This is a genomic window from Chromatiaceae bacterium (assembly GCA_024235395.1).
GTDB lineage: Bacteria > Pseudomonadota > Gammaproteobacteria > Chromatiales > Chromatiaceae > Thiosocius.
On sequence record JACKMK010000003.1, the window covers coordinates 231,580 to 258,022 of the forward strand.

The following is a 26,443-nucleotide window of genomic DNA, read 5'->3' on the forward strand; positions in this document are numbered from 1 at the left end:
TTTCCGTGTGACTGAAGAAGCAACGCCCCGGCCGCCCCAGCTGGAAAACTCGCCGCGCGCCGCCGCGATCGTCCACGAGGGATTCTTCGTCTACGCGAACCCGGTATTCCTGGCGCGCGTGGGCTACAAGTCGCTCGACGAACTGCAGGCGATCCCGTTGCTCGACCTGGTCGAGGAACGCGATCACGAGCTTCTGCGCGAACACCTCGATGCGGCCAAGCGGGCCGCGGGAACCGACAAGGCGCCACCGCGAGCGCGCCTGGTGCTTCGACGCGCGGACGACCTGCCGCTGGTGGCCGAATGCACGGCATTCCGAACCCGTTATGCCGGCGAGGACTGCGTTCAGCTCAATCTCGTCACCGCGAAGGATTCGTCGCTGACCGGTCGCCTGCAGGCATTGCCCTGGCGCCACTATCTCAGCCTGCTTTTCCTGATCCTGTTCACCGTGCTGCCGTCCACGCTGTTGTTGAAACTCAACATCAACAATGCGCCGGAGGTGTATTTCCCGGACGACGAGCCGGCCGTGGTCATCGATCGTGAACTGCGCACACGCTTTCCGAATGACCAGGTGTTCGTATTGCTGTTCGAGGGCGTCGCGTTGTACTCGGACGGTTTTCTCAACGCCTATGACGAACTCGGTCGCCGGTTGCTGAAGCTGGAACGTATCGACGACGTGGTCTCTGTCACCAACCAGGACCACATCAGCGGGACACAGGACGACTTCATCGTGGAGCCGTTGATCGATATCTCGCGACTCGACGAAACGCGTCCGGCCGAACGCCTCGCCCGCGTGGTCGCGGATCACCTGAGCCGCGGCGCATTGGCGGCGCTCGACGGCTCGGCGATCGCGATGGTGGCGATCCCGCACAAGGCCGACAACAGTGTCGAACGTCTCGCGCTCGAGGAACAGATCCTCGCCACGGTCGACGAGGTAAAGCTCAGGGGATACCTGACCGCGGTGGCCGGCCAGATCCCGGTCGATGTCGCCGAGCTACGCTCCATGCTGCGCGACAACATGATCTTCATACCGGCTACCGTGACCGTCGGAATGCTATTGATCTGGTGGCTGTTCCGGCGCTGGCTCGCGGTGATGCTTGCCGGCGTCGCGATCGGCGTCGTGGTCAATTCCACGGTCGCCATCTATGTGTTGTTCGACCAGCCGTTCACGTTGGTATCGAGCATCATCCCTCCATTGCTCTCGGCATTGACCGTCGCCGCCCTGGTGCATCTGTTCAATGCGCTGCTGCACGCGTCCAAACGCGGCCTCAGTGGAACCGAACGCGTCACCCGCGCCGTATCCGAGGTCGATCGCCCGGCGCTGTTCGCTGCACTGACCACCGCCGGCGGTCTGGCATCGCTGGCCACCAGCCCGATCGTGCCGATCAGGATGTTCGGCCTGATCTCGGCGGCCGGCACACTGCTGGTCTACCTGGTGGTGTACCGGATCCTGCCCAACATCGTTGCACGCTGGGACAAACGTCACTGGGCGCACACACGCGGTGGTGCGCGACTGGTCGACCAGATCGTCGGCGCACTGTACCGCACCGGCATCCGACACCCGGTCCTGGTGACCGTGACCGTTCTGGCCGCGCTCGCCGCCGGCGCCCCGCAGATCGGCAAGGTCGTGGTCGAGACCAACCTGCAGGAGTTCTTCGACTTCGATCACCCAATCCGCCGGGACACCCGCTATATCGACGCCAAGCTGGTCGGCACCACCACGGTTTCGGTGCTGTTCGACAGCGACGGACGCGACGGGCTGAAGGACCCCGCGGCGTTGCGCACCATGCGCGACTTCCAGACCTGGGCGGAGGCCCAGCCCGAGGTGGACCGGAGTTTCGGCCTGCCGGATTTCGTCGAGGAGATGAACTGGGGCTTTCATGCCGAAGATCCGAACAAGCGCGTCCTGCCGGATGATGCGCGCCTGATCACGCAATACCTGTTGATCTATGACGGCGAGGACATCTACGACTTCGTCGATCGCGATTTTCAGCATTCGCACATCGTCCTGAATCTCAACGTGCACAGCGCCAACGCGATTGCGCAGTTCCTCGAGCGCACGCGCACCTATCTCGGCGAGCACGTCACCGATCGCCTGCAGTGGGAGATCGCCGGAGACGGACGCCTGTTCGCCGACATGGAGGACCTGCTGGTATCTGGACAGGTGTACAGCCTGTGGGGTGCCTTGGTACTGATCTTCCTGTTCATGTTGTACTTCCTGCGATCTTTCGGTGCCGCGTTGTTGTGTATGCTTCCGAACCTGTCGCCGATCTATCTGGTGTTCGTGGTCATGGGGATCACCGGTATCTGGTTGGACATGGCCACCGCGATGATCGCCAGCGTCGCGATCGGCATCGCGGTCGACGATACGATCCACGTCTACCACGGCTTCAAGCGGCGCGTAGACGCCGGCATTTCGCCGGTCGTCGCATTGGCGCGCACCTACCGCAGTGCGGGCCGTGCAGTGGTGACGACGACGATCATTCTCAGTGCCCAGTTCATGATCCTGTTGTTGTCGGATTTCATTCCGACCCGCAACTTCGGACTGTTGACGACGATCGGGCTGGTGAGTGCGCTGTTGTTCGACCTGCTGCTGCTGCCGGGGCTGCTGGTCATTTTCTTCGACAAACGCAGCCGGCTGTCGACCCTGCTGGCGCGCTTGCGGCGTCGTCCGGCCCAGGCAGACGATGAGGGATCGCCGGACGATGCCGTGATCGACAAGGACTACTGGACCGTGGAGCGCAAGCTTGCAGTGATCAAGGAGGCATTGGCGGGCCGGATGAGCGCGGCTACGGCAGCGCGCGAGTACGCGATACCGGAAGCCGTCATCGAACAATGGCTCGACGCGGCGGAACAGGGCATCGTCGATGCGCTGGCTGGAAAATCGCGTACGCTACCCGACGATCCCGCAAAGGTGCGCGCACTCGCCCGGGCCTACAAGAAGCTGCAGGACGAAAACCGCGAACTCAAGGCGCAACGCGCCGACTGACCGCAGGCTCACCCCGTCGTTGAAGGGTGACGAAACTGTAGGCATGCGGGTTGCGCTCGTCTGCCGCGTGGGGCTCGCGCGCGATCTCGCGCCATTCACACGCGGGATATTCGGGAAAGTAGGTGTCGCCGGCAACGCGTTCGTGGACCAGCGTCAGGTACATTCTCGACGCGATCGGCACGGCCTGGGTATACAGCTGGGCACCGCCGACCACCATCAGTTCGTCGGCGTCGCCTGCGACCGCAATCGCCTGCTCGAGCGAATGCACCACCAGGGCGCCTTGTGCCACGTAGTCGGGGTCCCGGGTCACGACGATATGCGTCCGATGCGGCAGCAGTCCCGGCAGCGATTCCCAGGTGCGCCGGCCCATCAGGATGGGCTTGCCGATCGTCAGACGCTTGAAGTGAGCCAGATCGGCCGGCAGCCGCCAAGGCAGCTGATTGTCGCGGCCAATCACGCGGTTCTCTGAGAGCGCCGCGATGATCGATAGATTGGGTAGAACAGACATCGGCCGATGGTATCAGCTAAGACACCGCGGCCGCGTTCAAAGGCCCGCCGCGCCCGGCACGGCGGGCCGAAGCCGAGAGGTTATTCCTCTTCGTCGTCGTCCGCGAACAGTTCCTCGTCGGCATCGATCATCATCTCGATGATCGCTTCGACCTGATCGGGGGCCTCTTCCGACAGGGCCAGGAGCTCGCGGCCATCAACCTGCAATTCGCCACTCATCGCCAGATCCTCTAAACAAGTATTTTGTTAACTACTTATATACTGAATCTGTCCCAAAATACAAGTCGGTGGTGGCGAATGATTTGATCTGCGTCAGAAAAAATGCTGCATTGCAACACGGCCCGTCAGACGGCGATCGGCGCCTTGATGTGAGGGTGACACTGGTAGTTCGACAGCGCGATGTCTTCGTAACGGAACGCGAACAGGTCCCGGATATCCGGATTCAGCGACAGGCTGGGCAGTTCGTAGGGCGTGCGACGCAGCTGCTCGTCGGCCTGCTCGAGGTGGTTGGTGTACAGGTGGGCGTCACCGAGCGTGTGGATGAACTCGCCCAGTTCGAGCCCGCATACCTGCGCGATCATCATCGTCAACAGCGCATAGCTGGCGATATTGAAGGGGACACCGAGGAAGATGTCGGCGCTGCGCTGGTAGAGATGGCAGGACAGCCGCCCGTCGCAGACGTAAAACTGAAAGAACGCATGACAAGGCGCCAGCGCCATGCGGCCGGCCGCGACATTGTCCTGCGGCGAGATGTGCTCGTCAGGCAGGTCGGCCGGGTTCCAGGCACTCACGATCATACGCCGCGAATTCGGATTGACCCTGATCTGTTCGACCACCTGGCTGATCTGGTCGATGTGGCGACCGTCCGGGGTCGGCCAGGAACGCCATTGGTAGCCGTACACCGGACCGAGTTCACCCTGCCCGTCGGCCCACTCGTCCCAGATACGCACGCCGTGATCCTGCAGGTAGCGCACATTGGTGTCGCCCTGGAGAAACCACAGCAATTCGTAGACCACGGACTTGAGGTGGATCTTTTTCGTCGTCACCAGCGGAAACCCCTGGCGCAGGTCGAATCGCATCTGGTGTCCGAACAGCGACCAGGTACCGGTACCGGTGCGGTCGCCCTTGAAGTCGCCGAACTGGCGAACGCGATACAACAGGTCGAGATACTGTTTCATGCCCTACTCTGGGTCGCATAGGCGAGATAGATCAGGACGCCGCCGGCGAGCAGCATCGGCGCAGACAGCAGCTGACCCATGGTAACCCATCCGAATGCGAGGTAGCCGAGGTGCGCATCCGGCATACGCACGAACTCCACGAGGAATCGGAACAGGCCGTAACCGATCAGAAAAAGGCCGGACACCGCCATCGTAGGCCGCGGCCGGGCACTGAACCACCACAGGATCGCGAATAGGGCGATACCTTCGAGTGCCACCTCGTACAGCTGCGTGGGATGCAGCGGCGGCGACAGAAGACTGCCCGGTGCCAGCGCCAGCTTGTCCCAGCACAGACCCGGATGGCTGACACAGGGCACCTGCATCGCCCAGGGTACGTCGCTCGGCGCGCCCCACAGTTCGCCATTGATGAAGTTGCCGAGACGCCCGGTGAAAAGGCCCAGGGGCACCAGCGGTGCGATGAAATCGGTCAGCGAGAAAAACCGGCGTCCGATGCGGCGCGCGTACAAGGCCACTGCCAGCAGCACGCCCAGCAAACCGCCATGAAACGACATCCCGCCTTCCCAGATGCGCAGGATCTGCAGCGGGTCGGCCAGCCAGTTGGAGAAGTCGTAGAACAGCGTGTAGCCGATGCGCCCGCCGAGGATGACTCCCAGTGCGGCATAGAACAGCAGGTCGTCGAACTGCGCGACATCGACCGGGGAATCGACACGACGCGCACGCCGCCGCCCCAGCCACCAGGCGGCGGCAAAACCAACAAGGTACATGAGCCCGTACCAGCGGATCGCCACCGGTCCGAGCTGCAGTGCGACGGGATCGAAGTCCGGGTAAACCATGGCGCGCGAGTGTATCAGCTGGCGGGCTCGACAACCCGGGGCGTCACTTTCGTGGACAGCCTGCGGCACCCTGAGTAGGCTTGTCCGGCCGCTGAGGAGTTATGTATGCGCGCACTGTCGAAGTTGTTGTCGCTGCTGGTGTTGTTGGGCGTGCTGGCAATCGCGGCGGTCGCCTGGTTGGTACTGGACCGGGTCCCGCTGGTCGACCGCGGACCCGCGCTGTCACACCATGAGTTGGCGCGCGCCGAAGCACTGCTGAAGGGCAGCGGGCAACAACGGCTGTCCGCCAGCGACGGCCATACGGTCGAGATCGCTGCTCGTGACCTCGACCTCGCGGTCGACTATCTGGTGCGTCGCTGGATCTCCGGTAACGCGCAACTAACCCTGTCCGCGGACCGCATCGACTTCTCGGTCAGCATCCCGGTGCCTCACGATCCCTGGCAGCATGTGCTGAACATCACTGGCGCAATCGATGCGGGCGGCAGTCCGCCGCGGGTCGACCGGTTGCGGATCGGTCGCGTCACCCTGCCGCCGGCGATGGCCGACCGGCTGGCGGCATACGGGCTGCGTGCTTTGCTCGCACGCACCGGTATCGAACCGGCCACCGCGGCGGTGCGCGGACTGCAGGTGACCACCGGGTATCTGCGCCTGGTATATGGCGATGACAGTGGCGCCGATGGTGAGGTACGCAATGCCCTGCTGACCGGCTCCGACCACGCCGCGCTGCGCCTCTATCACGATCTCCTGGTCGAACTGCAGGACCAGGGCTTCGGGCGCGATACCCCGCTGGTCGAGTGGCTGGTGCCGCTGTTCGCGCTGGCACAGGCGCGATCCTCCGATCGTGACCCGGTGGCGGAGAATGTCGCGTTGCTGACCGTGCTCGGCACCTGGGCGAGCCGGCGCGACCTGGCGCAGCTCGTTCCCGACGCGGCACGTAGACCACAACGTTTCCGGTCGAAACTGCAGGGGCGGCGGGATTTCGCCCAGCACTTCCTGACGTCCGCCGCGTTGGCTGCACGCAGCGACAGCACCTTGTCGGACGCGATAGGCCTGTTCAAAGAACTCGCCGACACCGACCGCGGATCCGGGTTCAGCTTCACCGACATAGCCGCCGACCGCGCGGGCACCCGCTTCGGCGCACTGGCGGCCGGTTCCACCGAGGATGCGCGCCGCGTGCAACGGCGGATCGCCAGCGGCGTGGTCGACGGCGACCTGATGCCGCCTGCCAAGGACCTGCCCGAGCACATGCGCAGCGAGGACTTCGCCGCGCGCTTCGAGCACGTCGGAAGCCCCGCCTACCAGCAGATGATGGCGGAAATCGAACGCCGGATCGATGCCTGCAGCCTGTACCAAGACTGACCGTGAATCGTCCGATTCGGGACAACCTGCCCTAAATTCCTGACTTTCTCCGAATTCTCAAGTTTCCACCGGCACCGCCGTTAGCAACTGCACAACACAATCCAACAACCCTGACAGGTGAGAGTTGGCTATGAGGCTCGTAGGCATGAATGGAACGAAGGTAATCCCGCATCATTTGCGTACGCTGGGTGAGCGACTACGCTACCGGCGCCGGCAGATGGGCTGGACCCAGGAACAACTGGCGGTCCAGGCGGGTACGAACCAGGCAGTGATCCAGAAGATCGAGAACGGCAAAAGCCTGCGCCCGCGCAAGATTGACGAGATCGCTGCAGTCCTCGACGTCAACCCTGCCTGGCTGATGTTCGGTGACGAAAAGGCCACGCCGTTGACCGACGACGCTCGCGAGGTAGCCGAGATCTGGATGACGCTGAGCGAAGGTGAACGTGAACGCGTGCGCAGCGAGATCCGCCTGCTCGCCAGCCGGCGCATGTCGTCCTGAACCGAGGCTTTCTGGCCGGCCGGGCCAGAAGGCGAATCAGAGCGTGGGTAGAACGCGCATGAAAAACGCCTTGAGGTAGGCCGTTTCCGGAATCGCGGGGTGGATGGGATGATCAAGACTCTGTTGACCTTGTTGCAGCAACTGAAGGCTGCGATCGCTATGCCTGGCCGCCTGCTGTATGGCCAGCAACAGCTGATCCCGGTGCATGTGAAAAGAACACGACGCCGTTACTAGAATTCCGTCCCGCGCGAGCAATCCAAGCGCCGCCTCGTTGAGCCGGCGATACGCCAGCACCCCCTGTTTCATATCCTTTTTGCGCTTGATGAACGCCGGCGGGTCGAGCACCACGACGTCGAATCGCTCGCGCTGCGTGCGCAGCTCGCGCAATACCTGAAACGCATCGCCACGCAGGCACCTCAGCCGGTCGTCTACGGCATTCAGACGCGCATTGTGCTCGGTCTGTTGTAGCGCGCTTTCCGAGACGTCGACCGCGGTGACCTGATCGGCACCGGACACGGCGGCACGCACCGACCAGGCACCGACATAACTGAACATGTCCAGCACGCGCCGACCTGCCACGTAGCGCACGAACTGGTCGCGGTTGGCCGCCTGATCGAAGAACCAACCGGTCTTCTGACCGGCCGTCAGCGAGACCTCGAATCGGCAACCACCCTCCTCGACCGGCACGGCATCCGGGACCACGCCATGTGCCACCTCGACGTAGCGCTCCAGACCTTCCAGTTCACGCACCGCCGAGTCGTTGCGCAAGGCGATGCCCGACGGCTTGAGCACCTCGATCAGGGCAGCGATCAGGCCTTCACGCTGCGCGTCCATGCCGGCGGTCGACAACTGCAACGCGAGATAGTCGCCATAGCGGTCCACCACCACGCCAGGCAGGCCATCGGCCTCGCCGAACACCAGGCGATAGAAGGGTGTGGCGTACATGCGTTCGCGCATCGAGAGCGCGACCTTGATCCGGTGGATGAACAGCGACACGTCGATGGCCACGGCGGCATCGCGGGTGACCAGGCGTCCACAGATCAGCGAATTCGGATTGACGTATCCCCGCCCCAGCCAGCGGCCGGCCGCGTTTTCGATGTCCACCACCTGTCCCGGCGCAAACGACTTGAGCGGCGTCGCATCGTTATCCACCTCGTTCGAATAGATCCACAGATGACCGGCACGCAGCCGTCGATCCTGGTTTTTCGCCAAGCGCAGCACTTCACTCATCGCGGTCGGTCCCGGTGGCCAGCCGATTGTTTCAAAGTGCCCCCGCGGCGAAGGTGTTGCACGCAGCGAGCGTGCCTTTTTCAAGCCCCGTCTTGAACCACTTCACGCGCTGCGCCGAGCTGCCATGCGTGAACGACTCCGGTGAGACGAAACCGCGTGACTGGCGCTGCAGCCGATCGTCACCGATCGCGCTGGCGGCGTTCAGGCCTTCTTCGATATCGCCCTTTTCGAGCAGCTGACGGGTGCGGCTCGCATGGTGACCCCAGATGCCGGCGAAACAGTCCGCCTGGAGTTCCTGCTTCACGGACAGCTGGTTGACCCCGGCCTCGTCCAGACCGCGCTTCGCCTTCTGCACCTCGCTCGATATGCCGAGCAATGTCTGCACATGGTGTCCGATCTCGTGGGCAATCACGTAGGCCTGTGCGAAGTCGCCAGGCGCATCATGGCGGCGCTTGAGATCGTCGAAGAAGCTCAGATCGAGGTAGACCTTCTGGTCACCGGGACAGTAGAACGGGCCCATCGCCGCCTGGCCGAGACCGCATGCCGAGTTCACCGCCCCGCGGTACAGCACCAGACGCGGTTCTCGATACTCCTCGCCACCGGCCTTGAACAGCGTGTTCCATGTCTCCTCGGTGTCCGCCAACACGACCGAGACGAACTCGACCAGTTCTTTTTCCTGAGCGGTCTGCTCGACCTCGCCCGACGGCGCACTCGACGAGGAGGCAGGCGCACCGGACTGCATGCCGCCGAGAAGATCGCCGAGGCCACCCCCGCTGTAGTAGCTGTAAGCGGCAAACGCCAACACCACGAAGATCGTGCCCTTGACGCCCAACAGGCGGAACACCGCGGGCAACAGTCGCAACAGCCCACCGCCCGACCCGCTCGAGCCGCCGAGCCCACCCAAGCCACCGAATCCGCCGGGCGAGCTCCCGCGCCGGTCCTCGATGTTGCCGCTCTGCCGTCTGCCTCTCCAACGCATACGCTCGTCTCCGCTAGGTCCCGACCCGGTACCGCCGCCTTGGCACCACCCCGGTCGCCAGGCACGCGCCGGGGCGTTGCTGACGACGACCGAGTGCGCAGTGTAAACCCTCCGCCAGCGTAGGTGCGCGGCACCTGTCGACTCCATGGCCCCGGCATGCGGGCGATCCCTGTTTCGCGGTAAAGTGCGCGCAAAACGACGGAGAGATCGATGGCGGACACCCATATCCTGCTCGGCGGCACGGGCGAAAAACAGGTACTGCTGGATGCCGGCATGGCCAACCGCCACGGCTTGATAACCGGGGCCACGGGTACCGGCAAGACGGTGACCCTGCAGGTGCTGGCGGAGTCCTTTTCACGGCTTGGCGTACCGGTGTTCACCGCGGACGTGAAGGGCGACCTTTCAGGCCTCGCCGGACCGGGCAAGGCGCACCCGAAGATCGACGAACGACTGAAGTTCATCGGCATCGACGCGCCGCCTTTCGAACCCAGTCCCACGATATTCTGGGACGTCTACGGTAAGCAGGGGCACCCGGTACGCACCACGGTGTCGGAGCTGGGACCGATCCTGCTCAGCAACCTGCTCGAACTCAACGAGACCCAGGAGGGCGTTCTTCAGGTCGCGTTCAGCGTCGCCGACGACCAGGGCCTGCTGTTGCTGGACATGAAGGATCTGCGCGCCATGCTCAACTGGGTGTCCGACCATGCGCGCGAACTCGAACGCGACTACGGACGCATCTCGAGTGCGAGTGTGACCGCCATCCTGCGCCGCCTGCTGGTGCTCGAGGAGGCCGGCGGCGAGGTGTTCTTCGGCGAACCGGCCATCCGTGTCGAGCACCTGATGCAGAGCGATTTCTCGGGCCGCGGCGTGATCAGCATCCTCGACGCGACGACCCTGTATCACTCGCCCCGCATCTACGCCACCTTCCTGCTCTGGCTGCTGTCCGAGCTGATGGAGGAACTCCCGGAGCGCGGCGATGCCGACCGTCCCCGGCTGGTGTTCTTCTTCGACGAGGCACATCTGCTGTTCGACAAGGCCCCGAAGGCGCTGCTCGAACGCATCACCCAGGTGGTCCGTTTGATACGCTCGAAGGGCGTCGGGGTGTTCTTCATCACCCAGTACCCGAGCGATGTCCCCGACGAGGTGATAGGCCAGCTGGGCAATCGCATCCAGCATGCGCTACGCGCCTATACCCCGAACGACCGCAAGTCACTGCGCGCCGCGGCCGAGACGTTTCGCGCGAATCCCGCGTTCGATACCGAAGAGGTGATCGGGCAACTGGGGGTCGGCGAGGCGCTGGTCTCGACCCTCGATGCGAAGGGCGTGCCGAGCATCGTCGAGCGCACGCTGATCGCGCCACCGCGCTCCCAGTTCGGTCCGATCGACAACATGCGCCGTGACGAGCTGATCAAACGCTCCCCGCTGTACAGCGCCTATGCACAACCGGTCGATCGCGAATCCGCCTACGAGATGTTGCAGAAACGTGAAGCGGAACTCGCCGCCCAAAGGCAGCGCGAAGCGGAAGCGGCGGAGCGCGCCAAGGCCGAAGAGGAGCGTCGTCGGCAGGCCGAGAAGGACGAGCAGGCGGAACGCCGGCGCAGCGGCAACCGGCAGAGCGTCGGCGAGGCGCTGGCCAAATCGATAGCGCGTTCGCTCGGCTCGACGCTCGGCCGGCAGATCATCCGCGGCATCCTCGGCTCTATCACCGGGCGCCGCTGAGCCGTGCGCCGACCGCGGCCGCGGGGCTCAGTTGGACAGCGCTGAGCAGGACGGCGTCTGGTCGGCGAATTCCTGGGTGCATTTGCGTACCCGGCCGGTGTGCGTATCGACCACCCAGACCGAGGTCGCGGAGCCGACCACCCCCTCGTAGCGGCCACGCTGGTCACCGGCCGGAGCGGCCGGTTCGGTCTGGGCGTACTGGGCGGCCGCGAATATCGAGATGCCGCCCAACAGGATCGCCAAGTGTCTCATTTGCTGATTCCTCAGGGTAAAGGTCTGACGATTCTGCCATGCCGGGCGTGTAACCCGGCTTGACCTCGGGCACAACATGGGAACCACCGACCCACCGACGGTATGCTCGGGGATCGAAAGCGCCCGAATCCAGGCGGGCGCCCGAATCGACCAGGGACCGCCATGAGCATCAATCGTCTGCACGATTCCACCAGCCCCTATCTGCAACAGCATGCCGCCAATCCGGTCGACTGGTGGCCGTGGTGTGACGAGGCACTCGAGCGCGCGCGGCGCGAAGACAGGCCGATTCTGTTGTCGATCGGCTATTCGGCGTGTCATTGGTGTCACGTGATGGCACACGAATCGTTCGAGGATCCCCAGACCGCGGAGGTGATGAACGCACTGTACGTGAACATCAAGGTCGACCGCGAGGAACGTCCCGATCTCGATCGGATCTACCAGACCGCACACCAGTTGCTGGCACGCCGCCCCGGCGGCTGGCCTCTGACCGTGTTCCTGTCGCCGGACGACCAGACGCCGTTCTTCGCCGGCACCTATTTCCCGCCGCAGCCGAGGCATGGCCTGCCGGCGTTCCGCGACCTGCTGCGCCAGGTGGAGGGCGCCTATCGCAGGCAACGCGACGCCATCGACGAGCAGAACCAGCACCTGCGCGAGGCGCTGCTGCAGATCGACGCCGTGCGGCCGGAAGGTGAACCGGACGCACGGCCGATCGCCACGGCGGTGCATCAACTCGCCGAACAATACGACGCCCGGCATGGCGGCTTCGGCGGCGCGCCGAAGTTTCCCCACCCGACCACGCTGCGCTTCCTGCTGCACCAGGGCGCCCGGCATGGTGAACAGGTGGCGCTGGATATGGCGCTGCACACGCTGCAGCGGATGGCCGAGGGCGGCATCAATGACCACCTCGGCGGCGGCTTCTTTCGCTATTCAGTCGACGAACAGTGGATGATCCCGCATTTCGAGAAGATGCTGTACGACAACGGCCAGTTGCTGGCCTTGTACGCCGAGGCATGGGCCGCGAGCGGTTGCCGCCCGCTGTTCAAACACGTCTGCGAGCGAACCGCGCAGTGGCTGATCGACGAGATGCAGTCGCCGCTGGGCGGTTACTACGCCAGCCTCGATGCCGACAGCGACGGCAGGGAGGGCCGCTACTACGTCTGGACCCCGGCCGAGGTCGTGGCGATCCTGGACGCGGACGAATACCGGGTGTTCGCAGCGCGCTTCGGGCTCGACCGCGCCGCGAACTTCGAGGGCCATTGGCACCTGCACACGTTCAGAGATACCGCGCAGATCGAACAAGCGACCGGGCTCGCCGCGCGCGATGTGGGCCGCCTGTTGCGCAGCGCACGGGACAAGCTGCTCGCGACCCGTGTCGAACGGGTCCGGCCCGGCTGTGACGAAAAGATCCTCACCAGCTGGAACGCCCTGGCGATCAAGGGCATGGCCGCAGCCGGGCGACGCCTCGAGCGACCGGACTGGATCGATTCCGCAGAACGCGCGCTCGGCTACCTGATGGCGCACCATTGGCGTGACGGGCGGCTCCTGGCGACCAGCCGCGACGGTCGCGCCCAGCTCAATGCCTATCTCGACGATCACGCCTACCTGATCGACGCGATTCTTGAATTGCTGCAGGTGCGCTGGAACAGCGACTGGCTCGCATTCGCGCTGCAGCTGGCGGATCGGTTGCGCAGGCATTTCGAGGACCTTGAGCAAGGGGGGTTCTTTTTTACTTCCGACGACCATGAACGCCTGGTGCACCGGCCGCGGCCGCTGTCCGACGACGCGACACCGAGCGGCAACGCGGTCGCGATCGAGGCCCTGCAGGGGCTGGCCGAGCTGTGTGGCGATCCCGCCCTGCAGCAAAGCGCCGATCGCGCGCTGCGCGCCGCTTGGTCGGTGGTGGAAGGCGCACCCTATGCGCACATCGGACTGCTCGGTGGGCTTCGGCACTACCTCGAACCGGGCGAACACTGGATCATCCGCGGCACGCCGGCAGACACCGAGACCTGGCATCGCGCTATCGCTGCCCGCTACGCCGCCCACCGTACCGCCTTTGTGGTCCCCGACGATGCCGGCGAACTGCCCGCCGGACTGGCGGCGAAACGGGCCCTTCCCGGACGGACGGTCGCCTATTGCTGCCGCGGCACCCGGTGCGAGACGCCGATCGACTCGATCGACGCGCTGCAGCGGCGGCTGGCCGATGAAACAGCGGGCGCGGAATAAACCCACGATGACCGCGTCTATCGGCACATGAGCGAGCACCAAGGCACCCTGTTCGGCGGTTTCGGTCGTCGGCGCAGACTGCGACGCCAGATCTGCGCCGAGCGCGAGCGTCTGTACAGGATCGCCTGGGCCTGGTGCCACGACCGCTACCTCGCGGACGACCTTGTCCAGGAGACCCTGACCAGGGCGTTGGCCGCCAGCGACCGGCTGCGCGACGAAGCCCGTCTTTCGGTCTGGTTGACGCAGATCCTGGCCAACCTCTACCGCGACCAGTTTCGCCGGGTTTCACCCGACACCGGTCTGGAGGCGGACACCCTGGCCGGCGAGGACAGCCCTGAGCACGCGGCCGACCGCCACCAGCTGATCGAGCGTACACGCGCAGCGATCGAGCAACTGAAGGACGAGCAGCGCCAGGTGCTGACCCTGGTCGACGTCGCGGAGTTCAGTTACGCGGATACCGCGGGAATTCTCGGCGTCCCGGTCGGCACGGTGATGAGTCGACTGTCGCGGGCGCGCGCCCGTCTTCGCGAGATCTTGGAACAGCAGGGCGTAGGACGTGCCGACGTAGTACCGCTGAGGAGGCCGCAATGAGAGGCACCGATGAACTGGAGTTGAACGCGTTTGTCGATGGTGAATTGAGCGCCGACCAGCAGGCCGAACTGTTGGATGCGCTACGCGCTGATCCCGAGCTGGCCCGCCAGGCATGCGAACTCGGCCAGTTGAAGGCCCAGCTGCGGCTCGCCTACGCCCATCCACCGACACCGCGCCGACGCGTGGCCGCCAAGACGCCAATGGGCTGGCCGGCGGTAGCCGCGGCGCTCGCCTTGCTGTGTGTTGGCACCATCAGCGGCTGGTTGCTGCACGATCGCCTGCCGGCCGCCCCGGATGCGGTGGAGCGTTTCGCGGTGCTCGACCCGGATGGTCGCGGCCAGGCGCCCGCTGTCGCCGTCAACGAAGAGACCCGCATCGTGTTTCACCTCACCAGTGCCGACCAGCTGGTCGCGGGTGAATTGCTCGACGAGGTCGAGCAGATGCTACTCGCCTATCAGCACGACGGGCGCGCGCTGCGCGTCGAGGTGGTCAGCCACAGCGACGGCCTGAATCTTTTGCGACAGCGCCTGTCGCAGCACCAGGAACGTGTACACGAATTGGCGCAGAAGTTCTCGAATCTGACGTTCGTCGCATGCAAGAACACGATCGACCGGCTGCGGGTGGAACAGGGAATCGAGGTACAGCTGGTACCGGATGCGGAGGTCATCGACTCCGGAGTCAGTCATGTCGTCAAACGGCAGCGCGAGGGCTGGTCGTACATCCGGGTATGACGATGACCATCGAACGCCGTCGCAGCTTGCGCGAAGCAAGGGTGAATATCGGCTGGACATTGCTGTTTGCAGGCTTGGTTGGCCTGACGGCGTGCCCCGGTGCTGCCACGGCAGCACCGGTAAGCACCCCGCAGCGCATCGTCTACCACATCAGCGAGGGCGAACCGGAACGGCAGTCTGCGGCATTGCGCAGCCTGCAGAACCTGATCAACGCGCTCGGCCCGGGCGACTGGGACCTGCGTGCGGTGGTGCACGGTGAAGGCGTCTCGTTGCTGCTCCTGCCAGAGGCGAAATCGAAGGTCAGCGGTCTGCGCTATGGGAATGCTGTTCCGGAGATGCGTGCACATATCGACCGCCTGCGCGCCCAGGGCGTACGCTTCGAGGTCTGCGGAAACACGCTGCGCCGCCACGCAATCGACCCGGACCGTCACCTCTACAGGGTCGATCCCGGGGACATCGTGCGCAGTGGCTTGATGCGGCTCGCCACCCTGCAGTCGCGCGGCTACGTGTACATCAAGCCCTGAGCCTCTGGGTCCGACGGCGGCGGCGCACCAGCCGACCACGGTCGCGAAATATTCCGCGTCGCCGTACGGTCTACTCGGGTGATGGCAAAGCTACGTTCAGAATTCGACACCCTGGTCGGTGCGCTGGCCCCGGAATTGTTTCGCTATGCAATGGGCCTGTGCCACAACCCGGACACCGCCGAGGACCTGGTACAGGAGACCCTGCTGCGAGGCTGGCGCTCGCAGGCGGATCTGCGCGACCAGCGTGCGGTGCGCGCCTGGTTCTACACGATATTGCGCAACGAGCACGCGCGGCTGTACGAACGCCAGCGACCGGAATTCCGCGATCCATTCACTCTTCCCGAGGTGGCGGTGCAAGGTTACGACACCAGTACCGAGGCATTTGCAATGCGCCGGGCGCTGGCGCGCCTGGATCCCGATTACCGCGACCCGCTGCTGTTGCAGGTGATTGGTGGCTTCAGCTGCAACGAGATCGGCAGCATGCTGGGGCTGAACACCAACACCGTGCTGACGCGCCTGTTCCGCGCCAGAAAGGCCCTGCGCGAGCGCCTCGGCGAACCGGCCAACGTGGAGGCAAGCCAATGAACTGCCTGGACTTCCGTCGCCAGCTGATGGCCGACCCGACGACCCACGACAGCGTGCTGCTGGATCACGAGGACAACTGTGCGGGGTGCGCGTCATTCGCCCGTGAGGTGCGCGCCCAGGAGGCCGCACTGCGCAGCGTGCTGCTCGAGCCGACGCCTCCCGCCGGGTTGGACGACCGCATCCGGCTCGCGGCGCGCCTTGAACGACGCAATGCCGCCAACAGTCGCTGGTGGTACGCGGCGGCGGCCAGCGTGCTGCTGCTGATCGGTGCGAGCATGGCATCCCTGTGGACCACCGCCGTACAGCGGAGCGATGAGAGCCTGGCCCAGGCGGTGCTCAATCACATCGATGACGAGGCCAGCCATCTGCGTACCGCGCACGCGGTTTCGCGCGAGCGGGTCAAGTGGGTATTCCAGCGCTTCGGTGCCGAGTTGGCCGGCGATATCGGTCAGGTCAATTTCGCCGCCGAGTGCCTGATGCGCCACCGCAACGGCGTACATCTGGTACTGCCCGGCCAGATGGGTCCGGTGACGGTATTCTTCATGCCGGGCGAGATGACCGACGACATCATTCAGGTGGAATCGACACGTTTCGTCGGGCAGGTCCTGCCGACCCACTGGGGCAGTATCGCGGTGGTGGGCGAACTCGGTGAACCCCTCGACGGCCTCGGCCAGCGTCTCGCGAGTGCGGTGCGGTGGCCGGACCCGGGACTCGCCTCAAGCGCCGTCAGCGGGCCCCTGATCGCCACTGTCGACGGTGCGCAGCAGGAGGATGGTTGAGCGGCACTGGCGACAGCGCATCAACTGGCTGCCCTTGAACAGGCGCATCCAGAAACTGCGCGGGTAGCGGGTCATATCGGTACCGCCACAGGTGCGGCAGACCTTCTTGCGGGTGATCCAGGCCATCTACTACTCCGGTCCGGCTGCTCGAATGCTATGCGGTCAAACCCCGGCAGCGATGCCTAACGGCGCTTCCAGCCGGCTGCCGCGTGCTCATCGCTGGCCCTGGCGTCGACCCATCGCGAATCTCCATCCGCCGTCTGCTCGCGCTTCCAGAACGGCGCGCGGGTCTTCAGATAGTCGATGACATATTCGCAGGCACGAAACGCCTCGCCGCGGTGCGCACTGGCGACACTGACCAAGACGATCGCGTCCTGGGGGTGGATCTCGCCGACCCTGTGGACCACCCTCACGGCCTCCAGGTCCCAACGTTTTGCGGCCTCGTCGACGATCGCGGCCAGCGCCTTTTCGGTCATCCCGGGGTAGTGCTCCAGGGTCATGCTGAGCACCTTGTCGCCCTGGTTGAAATCCCGCATCAGACCGATGAAGCTGACCACGCCACCGACCGTCGTTCGCCCGTGATACACCGGCGGGATCTCGGCGAGCGCATCCAACGGACCTTCCTGCACGCGTATCTCGATATCGATGCCCATGTCGCCTCCAGATCGCTCAACCGCCGGTGACCGGCGGAAAGAACCCCACCTCGTCGCCATCGCGCAGGCGCTGGCCGGCATCCGCCATCTCCTGGTTGACGGCCGCGAGCACGCGCTGGTCGGTGGCGAACACCTCGCTCCAGACGCCCCCGCGCGCGGCCAGCTCCGCGCGCAGGCCGGCAATATCCGCCGGGTGATCGGACAGCGTCTCGACACCCTGCCCAAGACGTTCGCGCAGGCTCGCGAAATACAAAACCCGAATCATGTCAGCAACTCGCAGAAGGGTAGAAAAGCGACCGTATCACCGCGCTGCAGTTTACGCCCTTCGGGGATCACAACCAGACCGTTGGCCCAGGTGACCGAACTCAGCACTCCCGACGAGCGACTCGGATGGACGGTCACGCGCGGCACGCCGTCGGCGTCGTGTGCCAGGCGCGCGCGTTGGAACTCGCGGCGCTTGTCCGGCTTCGGCCATTCGAAATCGGCGACCGCACGCAGCGGTTGCAGCTGCCAGTCCGATCGTCCCTGCATGCGCAGCAGGAAGGGCCGTACGAACAGCAGGAAGGTGACGAACATCGACACCGGATTGCCCGGCGAACCGATGAACGGGGTGCCGTCGACGTGACCGAACGCGACCGGCTTGCCGGGACGGATGGCGATCCGCCACATGTCCAGGCTACCGAGGGCCTCGACCGCGGGCTTGACATGATCCTCCTCTCCCACCGACACACCCCCCGAGGCCAGCACCAGATCGGCCTGCGCCGCGCCGGCGGCCAACGCGGCCTGAGTCGCGGCGAGGCTGTCCTCGACGATCCCCAGCTCGATCACCTCGCACCCCAGCGCCCGCAACAAGCCGCTCGCGGTGAACAGGTTGGAGTTGTAGATCTTGCCGGGAGGCAGGGGATCACCCGGCATCACCAACTCGTCGCCACTGGCGAACAGCGCCACCCGGGGGCCCTGCACCACGCTGAGTTCGGCCACGCCCAGCGATGCCGCCAGACCGATATGCTGCGGCTGCAGACGTGTTCCCGCCGGGATCAACTCGGCACCGGCGCGTACATCTTCGCCACGCCGCCGAATGTTTTCGCCGGGCGCGACGGGTACCTCGACGCGCACGCTGTCGCCCTGCGCCGTGCAGACCTCTTGCATCACCACCGCGTCGGCACCCGCCGGAATCGGCGCCCCGGTAAAGATGCGCGCCGCACTGCCCTGTTCGAGTGGCGGCGGCACCGTGCCGGCAGGGATGCGCTGCGAGACACGCAATCCGTCACCGGGTACGGCACACTCCGCGGTCCGCACCGCGTAGCCGTCCATTGCGCTGTAATCCCACCCCGGGACGTCGAACGAGCTGATCACCGGTTCGGCGAGCACCCTGCCCAACGCCTCGCGCAGGCCGACGACCTGCGTGCGTGCCACGGGCTTCGCGGCAGCGACCAGCCGCTCGACGGCCGCCTCGTAGCCCAACAGCTCATCCAAAGTCGGTGTGCAACTCGTCTGCGTCATACGACCTCTCCCGGTCAGCGGTGAGTCTTGCGTGCCATTCGAACGCGGTTTCTACAGCGAGAACCCGAAGGCCTCGCGGAAACGCGCATCGAAATCCGCGCGTTCGAACGCATGGTTCTGGGTCCCGGGATGCTCGATCTTGATCGCGCCCATCAGCGAAGCGATACGACCTGTGATCTCCCAGTCGAGATCGTTCTGCAGCCCGTACAGCAGGCCGCCGCGATAGGCATCGCCACAGCCGGTCGGGTCGAGCAGACGGTCCACCGGGGCGGACGGCACCTCGATCTCGCGCCCTTCGGCGTAGATCGTGGAACCCTTTCCGCCACGCGTCACGATCACAGCCGAAACCTCGCGCGCCAGCTGCTGTGGCGAGCGACCGGTGCGCTCCTGCATCAGCTTGGCTTCGTAGTCGTTGAACGCCAGCCAGGTGGCCTGCGCCACGAACCGGTTGAGATCGTCCGCATCGAACATCGGCATCCCCTGGCCCGGGTCGAACACGAACGGAATCCCGGCCTCGGCGAATTGCGTGGCGTGTTCGATCATCCCCTGCCGGCCGTCGGGGGAGACCATGCCCAGGGTGATCCCGTCGATGTCGGTCACCCGGTTTTGATGCGCGAAGTTCATCGCCCCGGGGTGAAATGCCGTGATCTGGTTGTCGTCCTGGTCGGTGGTGATGTAGGCCTGTGCGGTGTAGCTGTCGGCGACCTCCCGCAGCCCGTCGCGTCGGATGGCGTGGCGATCCAACCACTCGGCATAGGGTGCGAAATCGCTGCCCACGGTCCCCATTGGCAGCCCGTCACCACCGAGCATCTGCAGATTGAACGCGATGTTGCCAGCGCAGCCGCCGAAGTTGCGGCGCATCTCCGGGACCAGAAACGACACATTTAGGATATGGACCTGGTCGGGAAGGATGTGATTCTTGAACTGGTCCTGAAACACCATGATGGTGTCGAATGCGATCGAACCGCAGATCAGTGCTGACATCGATGGAAAACCTTATGTTTATTGCTGAAAACGCCCCTGGATCGGGAGGGGTAAATGGGCAGCGGCGCCTGGTGCACCGGATCCGCCGAGATGGTACCGTATGCAGGCTTCATCTGGCCAAGCCGCTACCCGGCAGGCCGGTCGCGGACCACCCACGGGTCCGCCGGATAGACAAAACGAAATAGAGAGGTGGAGGAACCCCATGTCGAAGAAAAGCATGATGTTGGGCGCGCTGATCGGTGCCCTGGCGCTGGCGGGAACCGCCTTCGCAGCGGACAAGGCGGGTGCCGAAGCGGCCATCGCTGCGGCCAAGGCTGCGCAGCAAGAGGCCAACGCGGTCGGCGGCGAGTGGCGCGACACCGGCAAGATCATCAAACAGGCCGAAGACGCGATTGCCGCCGGAAACTTCGGCAGCGCGATCGAGTTGGCGAACAAGGCCGAGGCACAGGGCAAGCTCGGCAAGGAGCAGGCGCTCGGACAGACCGGGACCGGCAACCCGAAGTACCTGTACAACTGAGCGTTTCGCCAAAGAGCAAGCAAACCCCGCTTCATACAGCGGGGTTTTTTGTCTAGGGATGGTCGGGCAGCAACACCAGCAGCCAGACCACGGCAGCGAGCACGATCGTCAACAACACCGCGGCCGAACCGATGTCCTTGGCACGCCCCGACAGTTCGTGATGATCAGGGCCGAACCGATCGACAGTCGCCTCGACCGCCGAATTGAGCAACTCTACGACCATCACCAGACACCAGCTGCCGACCAACAACGCACGTTCGCCGCCATCGCGGCCCAACCACAGACCGAGCGGGACGATCAACAACGCCGCCAGCACCTCCTGGCGGAACGCCGCTTCGTGCCGATAGCAGGCCCCGAGTCCCTGTAACGAATAGCGGAATGCCCGGACGATCCGGACCAGGCCGCTGGTCGTGTTAAACGCCGACACGGCGCAATCAGGTTCCCGCAGGCTGCCACCGCAGGTCCAGCTCACGCGCTGCGCGCACGTCGTCGAGCCGCCGCACGGGTAGCGTGTGTGGCGCGGACTTGACGACTTCCGGACTGTTCTCCGCTTCCGTCTGGATGCGCACCATGGCGTCGACGAAACCATCCAGCGCGTCCGGCGCCTCGGTCTCGGTGGGCTCGATCAGCAGGCATTCCGGGACCAGTAGCGGAAAGTACGTGGTGGGTGCGTGGTAGCCGAGGTCGAGCAGCCGTTTTGCGAAGTCCATCGCGCTGATATCCAGCTCCTTGGCCTGACGTCTCAACGTGACGATGAACTCGTGCGTTGCGCGGCGCTCCGGATAGGCCAGTTCAAAACCGGCGTCGCTGAGTCGCTTGGCCAGGTAGTTCGCGTTCAAGGTCGCGTACTCCGCGACCCTGGCCATCCCCTCCCGTCCGAGCATGCGCGCATACACGTAGGCGCGCAGCAACACCCCGGCATTGCCGGCAAACGCCGACAGCCGGCCGATACTCTGCGGACAGTCCCGCTCGGTCAGCCAGTGGTAGTCATGGCCGTCGAACCCGACCATCGGTACCGGCAGATACGGCACCAGGCGCTCGCTGACCCCGACCGGTCCGGCACCCGGTCCGCCGCCACCATGCGGCGTGGAGAACGTCTTGTGCAGGTTCATATGGATCACGTCGAATCCCATGTCGCCCGGACGCACCTTGCCGAGAATCGCGTTCAGGTTGGCACCGTCGTAGTACAGCAGGCCGCCCGCCGCATGCACCATCCGCGCGATCTCGGTGATCCGCCGCTCGAACACCCCGAGCGTGGACGGATTGGTCAGCATGATGCCGGCGGTCTGTGGCCCCAACGCGGCACCGAGTGCCTGCAGATCGACATCGCCGTCGTCGAGCGTTGGGATCTCACGCACCTTGTAACCGCACATCACCGCCGTCGCCGGGTTGGTACCGTGAGCGGCATCCGGCACTATGATCTCGCTGCGCGCACTGTCGCCGCGCGCCTCGTGATAGGCGCGAATCATCGCGACGCCGGCGAACTCGCCCTGCGCACCCGCGGCGGGCGACAGAGACACCGCCTTCATCCCGGTGACGTCTTTCAGGATCTCCTGCAGTTCGTGCATGCACGCAAGGAAACCCTGGCTGTGCGAATCCGGCGCGTGCGGGTGGCGTGCCAGCAGGCCGGGCAGCATCGCCAGTGAATTGCACGCACGCGGGTTGTACTTCATCGTGCACGATCCGAGCGGATAGAACTGGGTGTCGATCGAGAAGTTCTTCTGCGACAGGCGCGTGTAGTGGCGCACGGTCTGCATCTCCGACACCTCGGGCAGCGCCGGGACGGCACTGCGACGCAGCGTTTCGGGGATGCCTTCCAGTTCCGGCTTGTCCTTGGGCGCCTGTGCATAGGCACGCCGCCCGGGACGTGACTGTTCGTGGATCAGCATGTCAGCCGAGCGCGGCAATCGCGGCGTCGTAGTCCGGCTCGTCGCCGATCTCGCCGACCAGTTGCGCATAGACCACCTTGTTGTCGGCATCCAGCACCAGTGCGCCGCGCGCGGTGATGCCGGCCAGGGGCCCGTCCACCAGCAGAATGCCGTAGTCCTTGGCGAAATTGCGCGAGCGCATCATCGACAGGGTCTTGACGTCCGCGGTGCCCTCGGCCTGGCAGAAGCGGCCCTGCGCAAACGGCAGATCGGCCGACACGACCAGCACCACCACGTCGCTACGGCTGCCGAGACGCTGGTTGAACACCTTGGTCGAGGTCGCGCAGGTCGGCGTGTCCAGGCTCGGCACGATGCTGATCAGTTTCTTCTTACCTGCGAAATCGGCCAGGCTGACGTCATTCAGTGCCGCATCGACCAACTTGAAGTCCGGTGCGGTGCTACCGACCGCCGGCAGATCACCGTTGGTGTTGAACGGGGAGCCATGCAAGGTTACCTGTGCCATTCGTGTTCTCCTGTTGATTCGTGGATGCACCGCGCATATGCGGTGCACCGAAGTCGGTTCAGTTGAATTTTGGTTCCACCGGACACTTGGCCTGGGTGCGGGCCGCCATCACGCGGGTGAGCTTGGCCACGTACTCATCGATATCCGCCGCGGTGCGCGTCTCGGTCGCGCAGACCAGCAGCGCACTGCCGAGCTCCGGGTAGTCGTCGGCGAGCGGATAGCCGCCGAGTACATTGTGCGCAGCGAGCGATCGCAACACCTCGGCCACCGGGGCGGCGAGACGCAGCACGGTTTCGTGAAACACCGGACCCTCGAATACCGGCTCCACGCCATCGATCGCCAGCAGCCGCTCGCGCAACGCAAGGGTGTTGGCATGGCAGGCCGCCGCGACCCGCGCCAACCCCTCGCCACCCAGCAGCGCCATGTGAATGGTCGCCGCGGTGACCAGCAATCCCTGGTTGGTGCAGATGTTCGAGGTCGCCTTGGAACGCCGGATATGCTGTTCGCGTGCCTGCAACGTCAGCGTAAAGCCCTCTTTACCCTCCAGGTCGACGGTCTTGCCGATGATCCTCCCCGGCATCTGCCGCACCATCGCCTGCTTGCAGCACATGAAACCGAAGTAGGGGCCGCCGGATGACAACGGTACGCCGAGCGGCTGACCTTCGCCACAGGCGATATCCACACCATCGTCACCCCATTCTCCCGGTGGCTTGAGTACGGCCATTGCCAGTGGGTTCACGACCCCAACCGCCAAGATCCCGTTCGCGTGCGCGAAATTGGTCAATGCATCGACATCCTCCAGCGCGCCAAAAAAATTCGGCTGGGGGATCACCAGCGCAGCGAAATCCTCGCCGGCGTGTGCCGTCAACGCCGCCATGTCGGTCGTTCCGGTGACCGGATCAAACCCGACCTCGACCAACTCGATCTGTTGATTGCGCACGATAGTGTGCACCGTCTTCCGATACACCGGCGGCAGGGTGCGGGGCATCAATATGCGGTGCGACTTCGACTTCCGGTTCACCCGCACCGCCATCAGCACCGCCTCTGCCAATGCGGATGCACCGTCGTACAACGATGCATTCGAGACGTCCATCGCCATCAGACTGGTCATCATCGACTGGAATTCGTACAACAGCTGCAAGGTACCCTGGCTGGCCTCCGCCTGATAAGGGGTGTAAGCGCTGTAGAACTCGCCGCGTGTGGCAATCTGCCAGACCGCTGCGGGGATATGATGATCGTAGGCACCGGCACCGATGAAACACGCAGGCTGGCCGTCGGTGCGGGCGCGGGTGTGCATCAGTGCACTGACCTCCATCTCGGAAAGCCCTTCCGGAACATATCGCAGCGCCCCGGCACGCAGGTCTTCCGGGATCTCGTCGAACAACTGGTCGATGCTGTCGACGCCTATCGCGTCGAGCATGCGCCGGACATCGTCTTCGGTGTGGGGAATAAACGGCATGACAGGGATCCGTGATTTTTCGGGGAAGGACGGGACTGCGTCCTCAGTGTTCGTCGCTCTCGGCGTGCTCCGCGTAGCTGTCGGCATCCATCATCGCCTCCAGTTCAGCGGGATCGGCGATCCGCATACGAAAGATCCAGCCATCTTCGTAGGCGTCCTGGTTGATGGTCTCCGGCGCCTCGGCGAGCACCTCATTGACCTCGACGACCTCGCCGGTCAACGGGCTGTACACATCCGACGCCGCCTTGACCGACTCGACCACCGCGCACTCCGCGCCAGCTCCCAGTTCGCTACCCACCTCGGGCAATTCGACGAACACCAGATCGCCGAGCAATTCCTGCGCATGGTCGGTGATGCCGACGGTGGCGATGCCTTCGTCGTCCATGCGCACCCATTCGTGCGACTTGGTGTACTTGAGATCGGTCGGGACTTCGTTACTCATGATGCTCCCCCTCGGGTTTCATCCAATCACCGCCCTCAGGCGGCCTCACAGAATGCACACCGGGTGCACCCTCACAATTCGATACAGGCCTTGCCGTTGCGTGCGAACGGCATCTTCACGCGTCGCACCGGGAGCAATCTGCCGCGGATGTCGACGCTCAGGTCGTCACCCGCGTCGCGCGCGACGCGCGCCATCGCGATCGACCGCTGCAGCGTGGGGGAAAATCCGCCGGAGGTGATCTCACCGACTTCGCGATCCCCGTCGCGCAGCTTCTGATGGTCGCGCAACACACCCTTACCCTCGAGCACCAGACCGATGAACCGGGGCAGGTCGCCGGCGTGCTTCTGCCGCTCCAGCGCCGCACGCCCGATGAAATCGCGCCCGGGCGGATCGAACGCCACGGTCCAACCGAGGCCGGATACCAGCGGCGAATGCTGCTCGTCCATGTCGTTGCCGTACAGGTTCATCCCGGCCTCTAGGCGCAGCGTGTCGCGCGCACCCAGTCCACATGGACGCACACCCGCGCCCGCCAAGGCGCGCCAGAGATCCGCAACCTGACCCTCAGGCAGCATGATCTCGAATCCGTCCTCTCCCGTGTAGCCGGTCCTGCCGACGAACCATGCATCCTGGTACACCGCGTTGAACGGCTTCAGGCCCATCGCCGCAGCGCCGAGGCCCTCGGGCAACAACGCCTGCGCCTTGGCAGGCGCATTCGGCCCCTGCACCGCGATCATGCCGAGGTCGAAGCGCGCCTCGACCTCCACATCGAAGCCGGTGGCCTGCTCGGTGATCCAGGCGAGGTCCTTGTCCGTGGTCGCGGCATTCACCACCAGACGGAACCAGTCTTCAGTTAGAAAGTAGACGATCAGATCGTCGATCACGCCGCCGTCTGGACGGAGCATGCACGAGTACAACGCCCTGCCGGGTGACTGCAGCTTGCCGACATCGTTTGCCAGCAGCCGACTCAGGAAGGACCGCACGCCTGCACCGCGCAGGTCGACCACCGTCATGTGGCACACATCGAACATCCCGGCATCCTGACGCACCGCGTGGTGCTCCTCGATCTGCGAACCGTAATGCACCGGCATGTCCCAGCCGCCGAACGGCACCATGCGCGCACCCATTTCGCGGTGGATCTCGTTGAGTACCGTCTTCTTGTCCATCACCGACTCCGGTTGTTGCGACAAAACAAAGGGGCGGTATGGCATCCGCTGCCGCGAAGACCATACCGCCCCTCTGTCCAGATACCTGAGAGTTTGCGGGCGCCGCGCGCCCCCTGCCCCGTCGGTGGGCACCGTCTGCGGGTGCCGCTCTCCAGAGCCAATCCGAAACCACCCCTGCGGGTTTCGGTCCTGCGGTCCTTTTGCCTGAGCGATTCCGGGCGGGATTTGCGCCTTCGGCCCTGCCGGATCCGATCCAGATCGACGGCAGCCTCTCCCGCAGGACTTGGGATTGGATTGGCGACTATATATAGTGATGCCCGGCTTGCCAACTCAATCCCGGCGGCCCCTGGAACCTT

Annotated in this window: 29 protein-coding genes and 2 riboswitches; of the genes, 11 read left to right on the plus strand and 18 right to left on the minus strand. The window is 64.7% G+C overall.

All coding sequences use genetic code 11. The features are described from left to right. Positions 1-7 precede the first annotated feature (7 nt). Positions 8-2,986 (plus strand): MMPL family transporter, encoded by a 2,979-nt coding sequence (locus H6955_14425; GenBank protein ID MCP5314751.1) that lies wholly within the window; start codon positions 8-10, stop codon positions 2,984-2,986. Here H6955_14425 and folA read toward each other — a convergent pair. The 4 genes from folA to H6955_14445 all read right to left on the minus strand — a co-directional run bounded on the left by folA (position 2,964) and on the right by H6955_14445 (position 5,504). Then, positions 2,964-3,494, minus strand: coding sequence for a type 3 dihydrofolate reductase (gene folA, locus H6955_14430; GenBank protein MCP5314752.1), 531 nt, complete (start codon positions 3,492-3,494; stop codon positions 2,964-2,966). The genes H6955_14425 and folA overlap by 23 nt on opposite strands. An 80-nt stretch (positions 3,495-3,574) precedes the next feature. After that, complete coding sequence (locus H6955_14435; GenBank protein MCP5314753.1) at positions 3,575-3,712, minus strand: hypothetical protein; 138 nt, start codon at positions 3,710-3,712, stop codon at positions 3,575-3,577. A gap of 125 nt (positions 3,713-3,837) precedes the next feature. Beyond that, positions 3,838-4,671 carry a thymidylate synthase gene (locus H6955_14440; GenBank protein ID MCP5314754.1) on the minus strand — a complete coding sequence of 278 codons (834 nt, stop codon included), beginning with the start codon at positions 4,669-4,671 and terminating at the stop codon, positions 3,838-3,840. Continuing rightward, positions 4,668-5,504 (minus strand): prolipoprotein diacylglyceryl transferase, encoded by an 837-nt coding sequence (locus H6955_14445; protein MCP5314755.1) that lies wholly within the window; start codon positions 5,502-5,504, stop codon positions 4,668-4,670. Before H6955_14445 ends, H6955_14440 begins: the two co-directional genes overlap by 4 nt. Positions 5,505-5,609: 105 nt before the next feature. On the opposite strand from H6955_14445, the gene H6955_14450 reads away from it, so the two are divergent. Both H6955_14450 and H6955_14455 read left to right on the plus strand, forming a co-directional pair. Beyond that, complete coding sequence (locus H6955_14450; protein ID MCP5314756.1) at positions 5,610-6,863, plus strand: hypothetical protein; 1,254 nt, start codon at positions 5,610-5,612, stop codon at positions 6,861-6,863. A 145-nt stretch (positions 6,864-7,008) separates the two neighbouring features. Next, positions 7,009-7,362 carry a helix-turn-helix domain-containing protein gene (locus tag H6955_14455; protein MCP5314757.1) on the plus strand — a complete coding sequence of 118 codons (354 nt, stop codon included), beginning with the start codon at positions 7,009-7,011 and terminating at the stop codon, positions 7,360-7,362. A 36-nt stretch (positions 7,363-7,398) separates the two neighbouring features. Here the strand turns inward: H6955_14455 and H6955_14460 are convergent, their stop codons facing one another. Together H6955_14460 and H6955_14465 are read right to left on the minus strand one after the other, a co-directional pair. Beyond that, positions 7,399-8,592 (minus strand): class I SAM-dependent rRNA methyltransferase, encoded by a 1,194-nt coding sequence (locus tag H6955_14460; GenBank protein MCP5314758.1) that lies wholly within the window; start codon positions 8,590-8,592, stop codon positions 7,399-7,401. 31 nt (positions 8,593-8,623) lie between these two features. Further along, positions 8,624-9,571 carry a zinc metallopeptidase gene (locus tag H6955_14465; GenBank protein ID MCP5314759.1) on the minus strand — a complete coding sequence of 316 codons (948 nt, stop codon included), beginning with the start codon at positions 9,569-9,571 and terminating at the stop codon, positions 8,624-8,626. A gap of 210 nt (positions 9,572-9,781) precedes the next feature. On the opposite strand from H6955_14465, the gene H6955_14470 reads away from it, so the two are divergent. Continuing rightward, on the plus strand, positions 9,782-11,290 hold the full coding sequence (locus tag H6955_14470; GenBank protein ID MCP5314760.1) for a DUF853 family protein: 1,509 nt from the start codon (positions 9,782-9,784) through the stop codon (positions 11,288-11,290). A gap of 27 nt (positions 11,291-11,317) precedes the next feature. Here the strand turns inward: H6955_14470 and H6955_14475 are convergent, their stop codons facing one another. Beyond that, entirely contained in the window at positions 11,318-11,542 is a 225-nt protein-coding gene (locus tag H6955_14475; GenBank protein ID MCP5314761.1) for a hypothetical protein, read from the minus strand. Positions 11,543-11,704: 162 nt separating this feature from the next. Here H6955_14475 and H6955_14480 point away from each other — a divergent pair, with 162 nt between their 5' ends. The 6 genes from H6955_14480 to H6955_14505 all read left to right on the plus strand — a co-directional run bounded on the left by H6955_14480 (position 11,705) and on the right by H6955_14505 (position 16,975). Beyond that, positions 11,705-13,765: a thioredoxin domain-containing protein gene (locus H6955_14480; GenBank protein MCP5314762.1), complete on the plus strand. Its 2,061-nt coding sequence runs from the start codon at positions 11,705-11,707 to the stop codon at positions 13,763-13,765. A gap of 27 nt (positions 13,766-13,792) precedes the next feature. After that, positions 13,793-14,356 (plus strand): RNA polymerase sigma factor, encoded by a 564-nt coding sequence (locus H6955_14485; protein MCP5314763.1) that lies wholly within the window; start codon positions 13,793-13,795, stop codon positions 14,354-14,356. After that, on the plus strand, positions 14,353-15,087 hold the full coding sequence (locus H6955_14490; GenBank protein MCP5314764.1) for a hypothetical protein: 735 nt from the start codon (positions 14,353-14,355) through the stop codon (positions 15,085-15,087). Before H6955_14485 ends, H6955_14490 begins: the two co-directional genes overlap by 4 nt. 2 nt (positions 15,088-15,089) lie before the next feature. Further along, positions 15,090-15,611 (plus strand): DsrE family protein, encoded by a 522-nt coding sequence (locus tag H6955_14495; GenBank protein ID MCP5314765.1) that lies wholly within the window; start codon positions 15,090-15,092, stop codon positions 15,609-15,611. A gap of 81 nt (positions 15,612-15,692) precedes the next feature. Then, positions 15,693-16,196: a sigma-70 family RNA polymerase sigma factor gene (locus tag H6955_14500; GenBank protein ID MCP5314766.1), complete on the plus strand. Its 504-nt coding sequence runs from the start codon at positions 15,693-15,695 to the stop codon at positions 16,194-16,196. Then, positions 16,193-16,975: a DUF3379 family protein gene (locus H6955_14505; protein ID MCP5314767.1), complete on the plus strand. Its 783-nt coding sequence runs from the start codon at positions 16,193-16,195 to the stop codon at positions 16,973-16,975. Before H6955_14500 ends, H6955_14505 begins: the two co-directional genes overlap by 4 nt. Here the strand turns inward: H6955_14505 and H6955_14510 are convergent. From H6955_14510 to H6955_14530, 5 genes are read right to left on the minus strand one after another with little or no spacing between them, the layout of a single operon-like run. After that, positions 16,913-17,101 carry a hypothetical protein gene (locus tag H6955_14510; GenBank protein MCP5314768.1) on the minus strand — a complete coding sequence of 63 codons (189 nt, stop codon included), beginning with the start codon at positions 17,099-17,101 and terminating at the stop codon, positions 16,913-16,915. The two genes, H6955_14505 and H6955_14510, sit on opposite strands and share 63 nt — an antisense overlap. Before the next feature lie 56 nt (positions 17,102-17,157). Beyond that, on the minus strand, positions 17,158-17,628 hold the full coding sequence (gene moaE / locus H6955_14515) for a molybdopterin synthase catalytic subunit MoaE (GenBank protein ID MCP5314769.1): 471 nt from the start codon (positions 17,626-17,628) through the stop codon (positions 17,158-17,160). A gap of 16 nt (positions 17,629-17,644) precedes the next feature. Continuing rightward, the gene (locus H6955_14520) at positions 17,645-17,893 is read right to left on the minus strand and encodes a MoaD/ThiS family protein (protein MCP5314770.1); all 249 of its coding nucleotides are present in this window, start codon (positions 17,891-17,893) and stop codon (positions 17,645-17,647) included. Next, positions 17,890-19,131 (minus strand): molybdopterin molybdotransferase MoeA, encoded by a 1,242-nt coding sequence (locus H6955_14525; GenBank protein MCP5314771.1) that lies wholly within the window; start codon positions 19,129-19,131, stop codon positions 17,890-17,892. Before H6955_14525 ends, H6955_14520 begins: the two co-directional genes overlap by 4 nt. A 51-nt stretch (positions 19,132-19,182) precedes the next feature. After that, positions 19,183-20,115 (minus strand): carbohydrate kinase family protein, encoded by a 933-nt coding sequence (locus tag H6955_14530; GenBank protein ID MCP5314772.1) that lies wholly within the window; start codon positions 20,113-20,115, stop codon positions 19,183-19,185. Positions 20,116-20,317: 202 nt separating this feature from the next. On the opposite strand from H6955_14530, the gene H6955_14535 reads away from it, so the two are divergent. Then, complete coding sequence (locus tag H6955_14535) at positions 20,318-20,632, plus strand: SoxXA-binding protein (GenBank protein MCP5314773.1); 315 nt, start codon at positions 20,318-20,320, stop codon at positions 20,630-20,632. Between the two features lie 52 nt (positions 20,633-20,684). Here H6955_14535 and H6955_14540 read toward each other — a convergent pair whose 3' ends face one another. The 6 genes from H6955_14540 to gcvT form a co-directional block, all read right to left on the minus strand. Continuing rightward, positions 20,685-21,059, minus strand: coding sequence for a diacylglycerol kinase (locus H6955_14540; protein MCP5314774.1), 375 nt, complete (start codon positions 21,057-21,059; stop codon positions 20,685-20,687). A gap of 7 nt (positions 21,060-21,066) precedes the next feature. After that, positions 21,067-22,521, minus strand: coding sequence for an aminomethyl-transferring glycine dehydrogenase subunit GcvPB (gene gcvPB, locus H6955_14545; protein MCP5314775.1), 1,455 nt, complete (start codon positions 22,519-22,521; stop codon positions 21,067-21,069). A 1-nt stretch (position 22,522) separates the two neighbouring features. Then, the gene (gene tpx / locus H6955_14550; GenBank protein MCP5314776.1) at positions 22,523-23,023 is read right to left on the minus strand and encodes a thiol peroxidase; all 501 of its coding nucleotides are present in this window, start codon (positions 23,021-23,023) and stop codon (positions 22,523-22,525) included. Positions 23,024-23,081: 58 nt separating this feature from the next. Beyond that, complete coding sequence (gene gcvPA / locus H6955_14555; protein ID MCP5314777.1) at positions 23,082-24,482, minus strand: aminomethyl-transferring glycine dehydrogenase subunit GcvPA; 1,401 nt, start codon at positions 24,480-24,482, stop codon at positions 23,082-23,084. Between the two features lie 43 nt (positions 24,483-24,525). Continuing rightward, positions 24,526-24,924 carry a glycine cleavage system protein GcvH gene (gcvH, locus tag H6955_14560; GenBank protein MCP5314778.1) on the minus strand — a complete coding sequence of 133 codons (399 nt, stop codon included), beginning with the start codon at positions 24,922-24,924 and terminating at the stop codon, positions 24,526-24,528. A gap of 71 nt (positions 24,925-24,995) precedes the next feature. Beyond that, on the minus strand, positions 24,996-26,087 hold the full coding sequence (gene gcvT / locus H6955_14565; GenBank protein ID MCP5314779.1) for a glycine cleavage system aminomethyltransferase GcvT: 1,092 nt from the start codon (positions 26,085-26,087) through the stop codon (positions 24,996-24,998). A gap of 63 nt (positions 26,088-26,150) precedes the next feature. Continuing rightward, a riboswitch (glycine riboswitch) is annotated at positions 26,151-26,252 on the minus strand. Between the two features lie 17 nt (positions 26,253-26,269). Continuing rightward, positions 26,270-26,374: riboswitch (glycine riboswitch) on the minus strand. Positions 26,375-26,443: the final 69 nt, after the last annotated feature.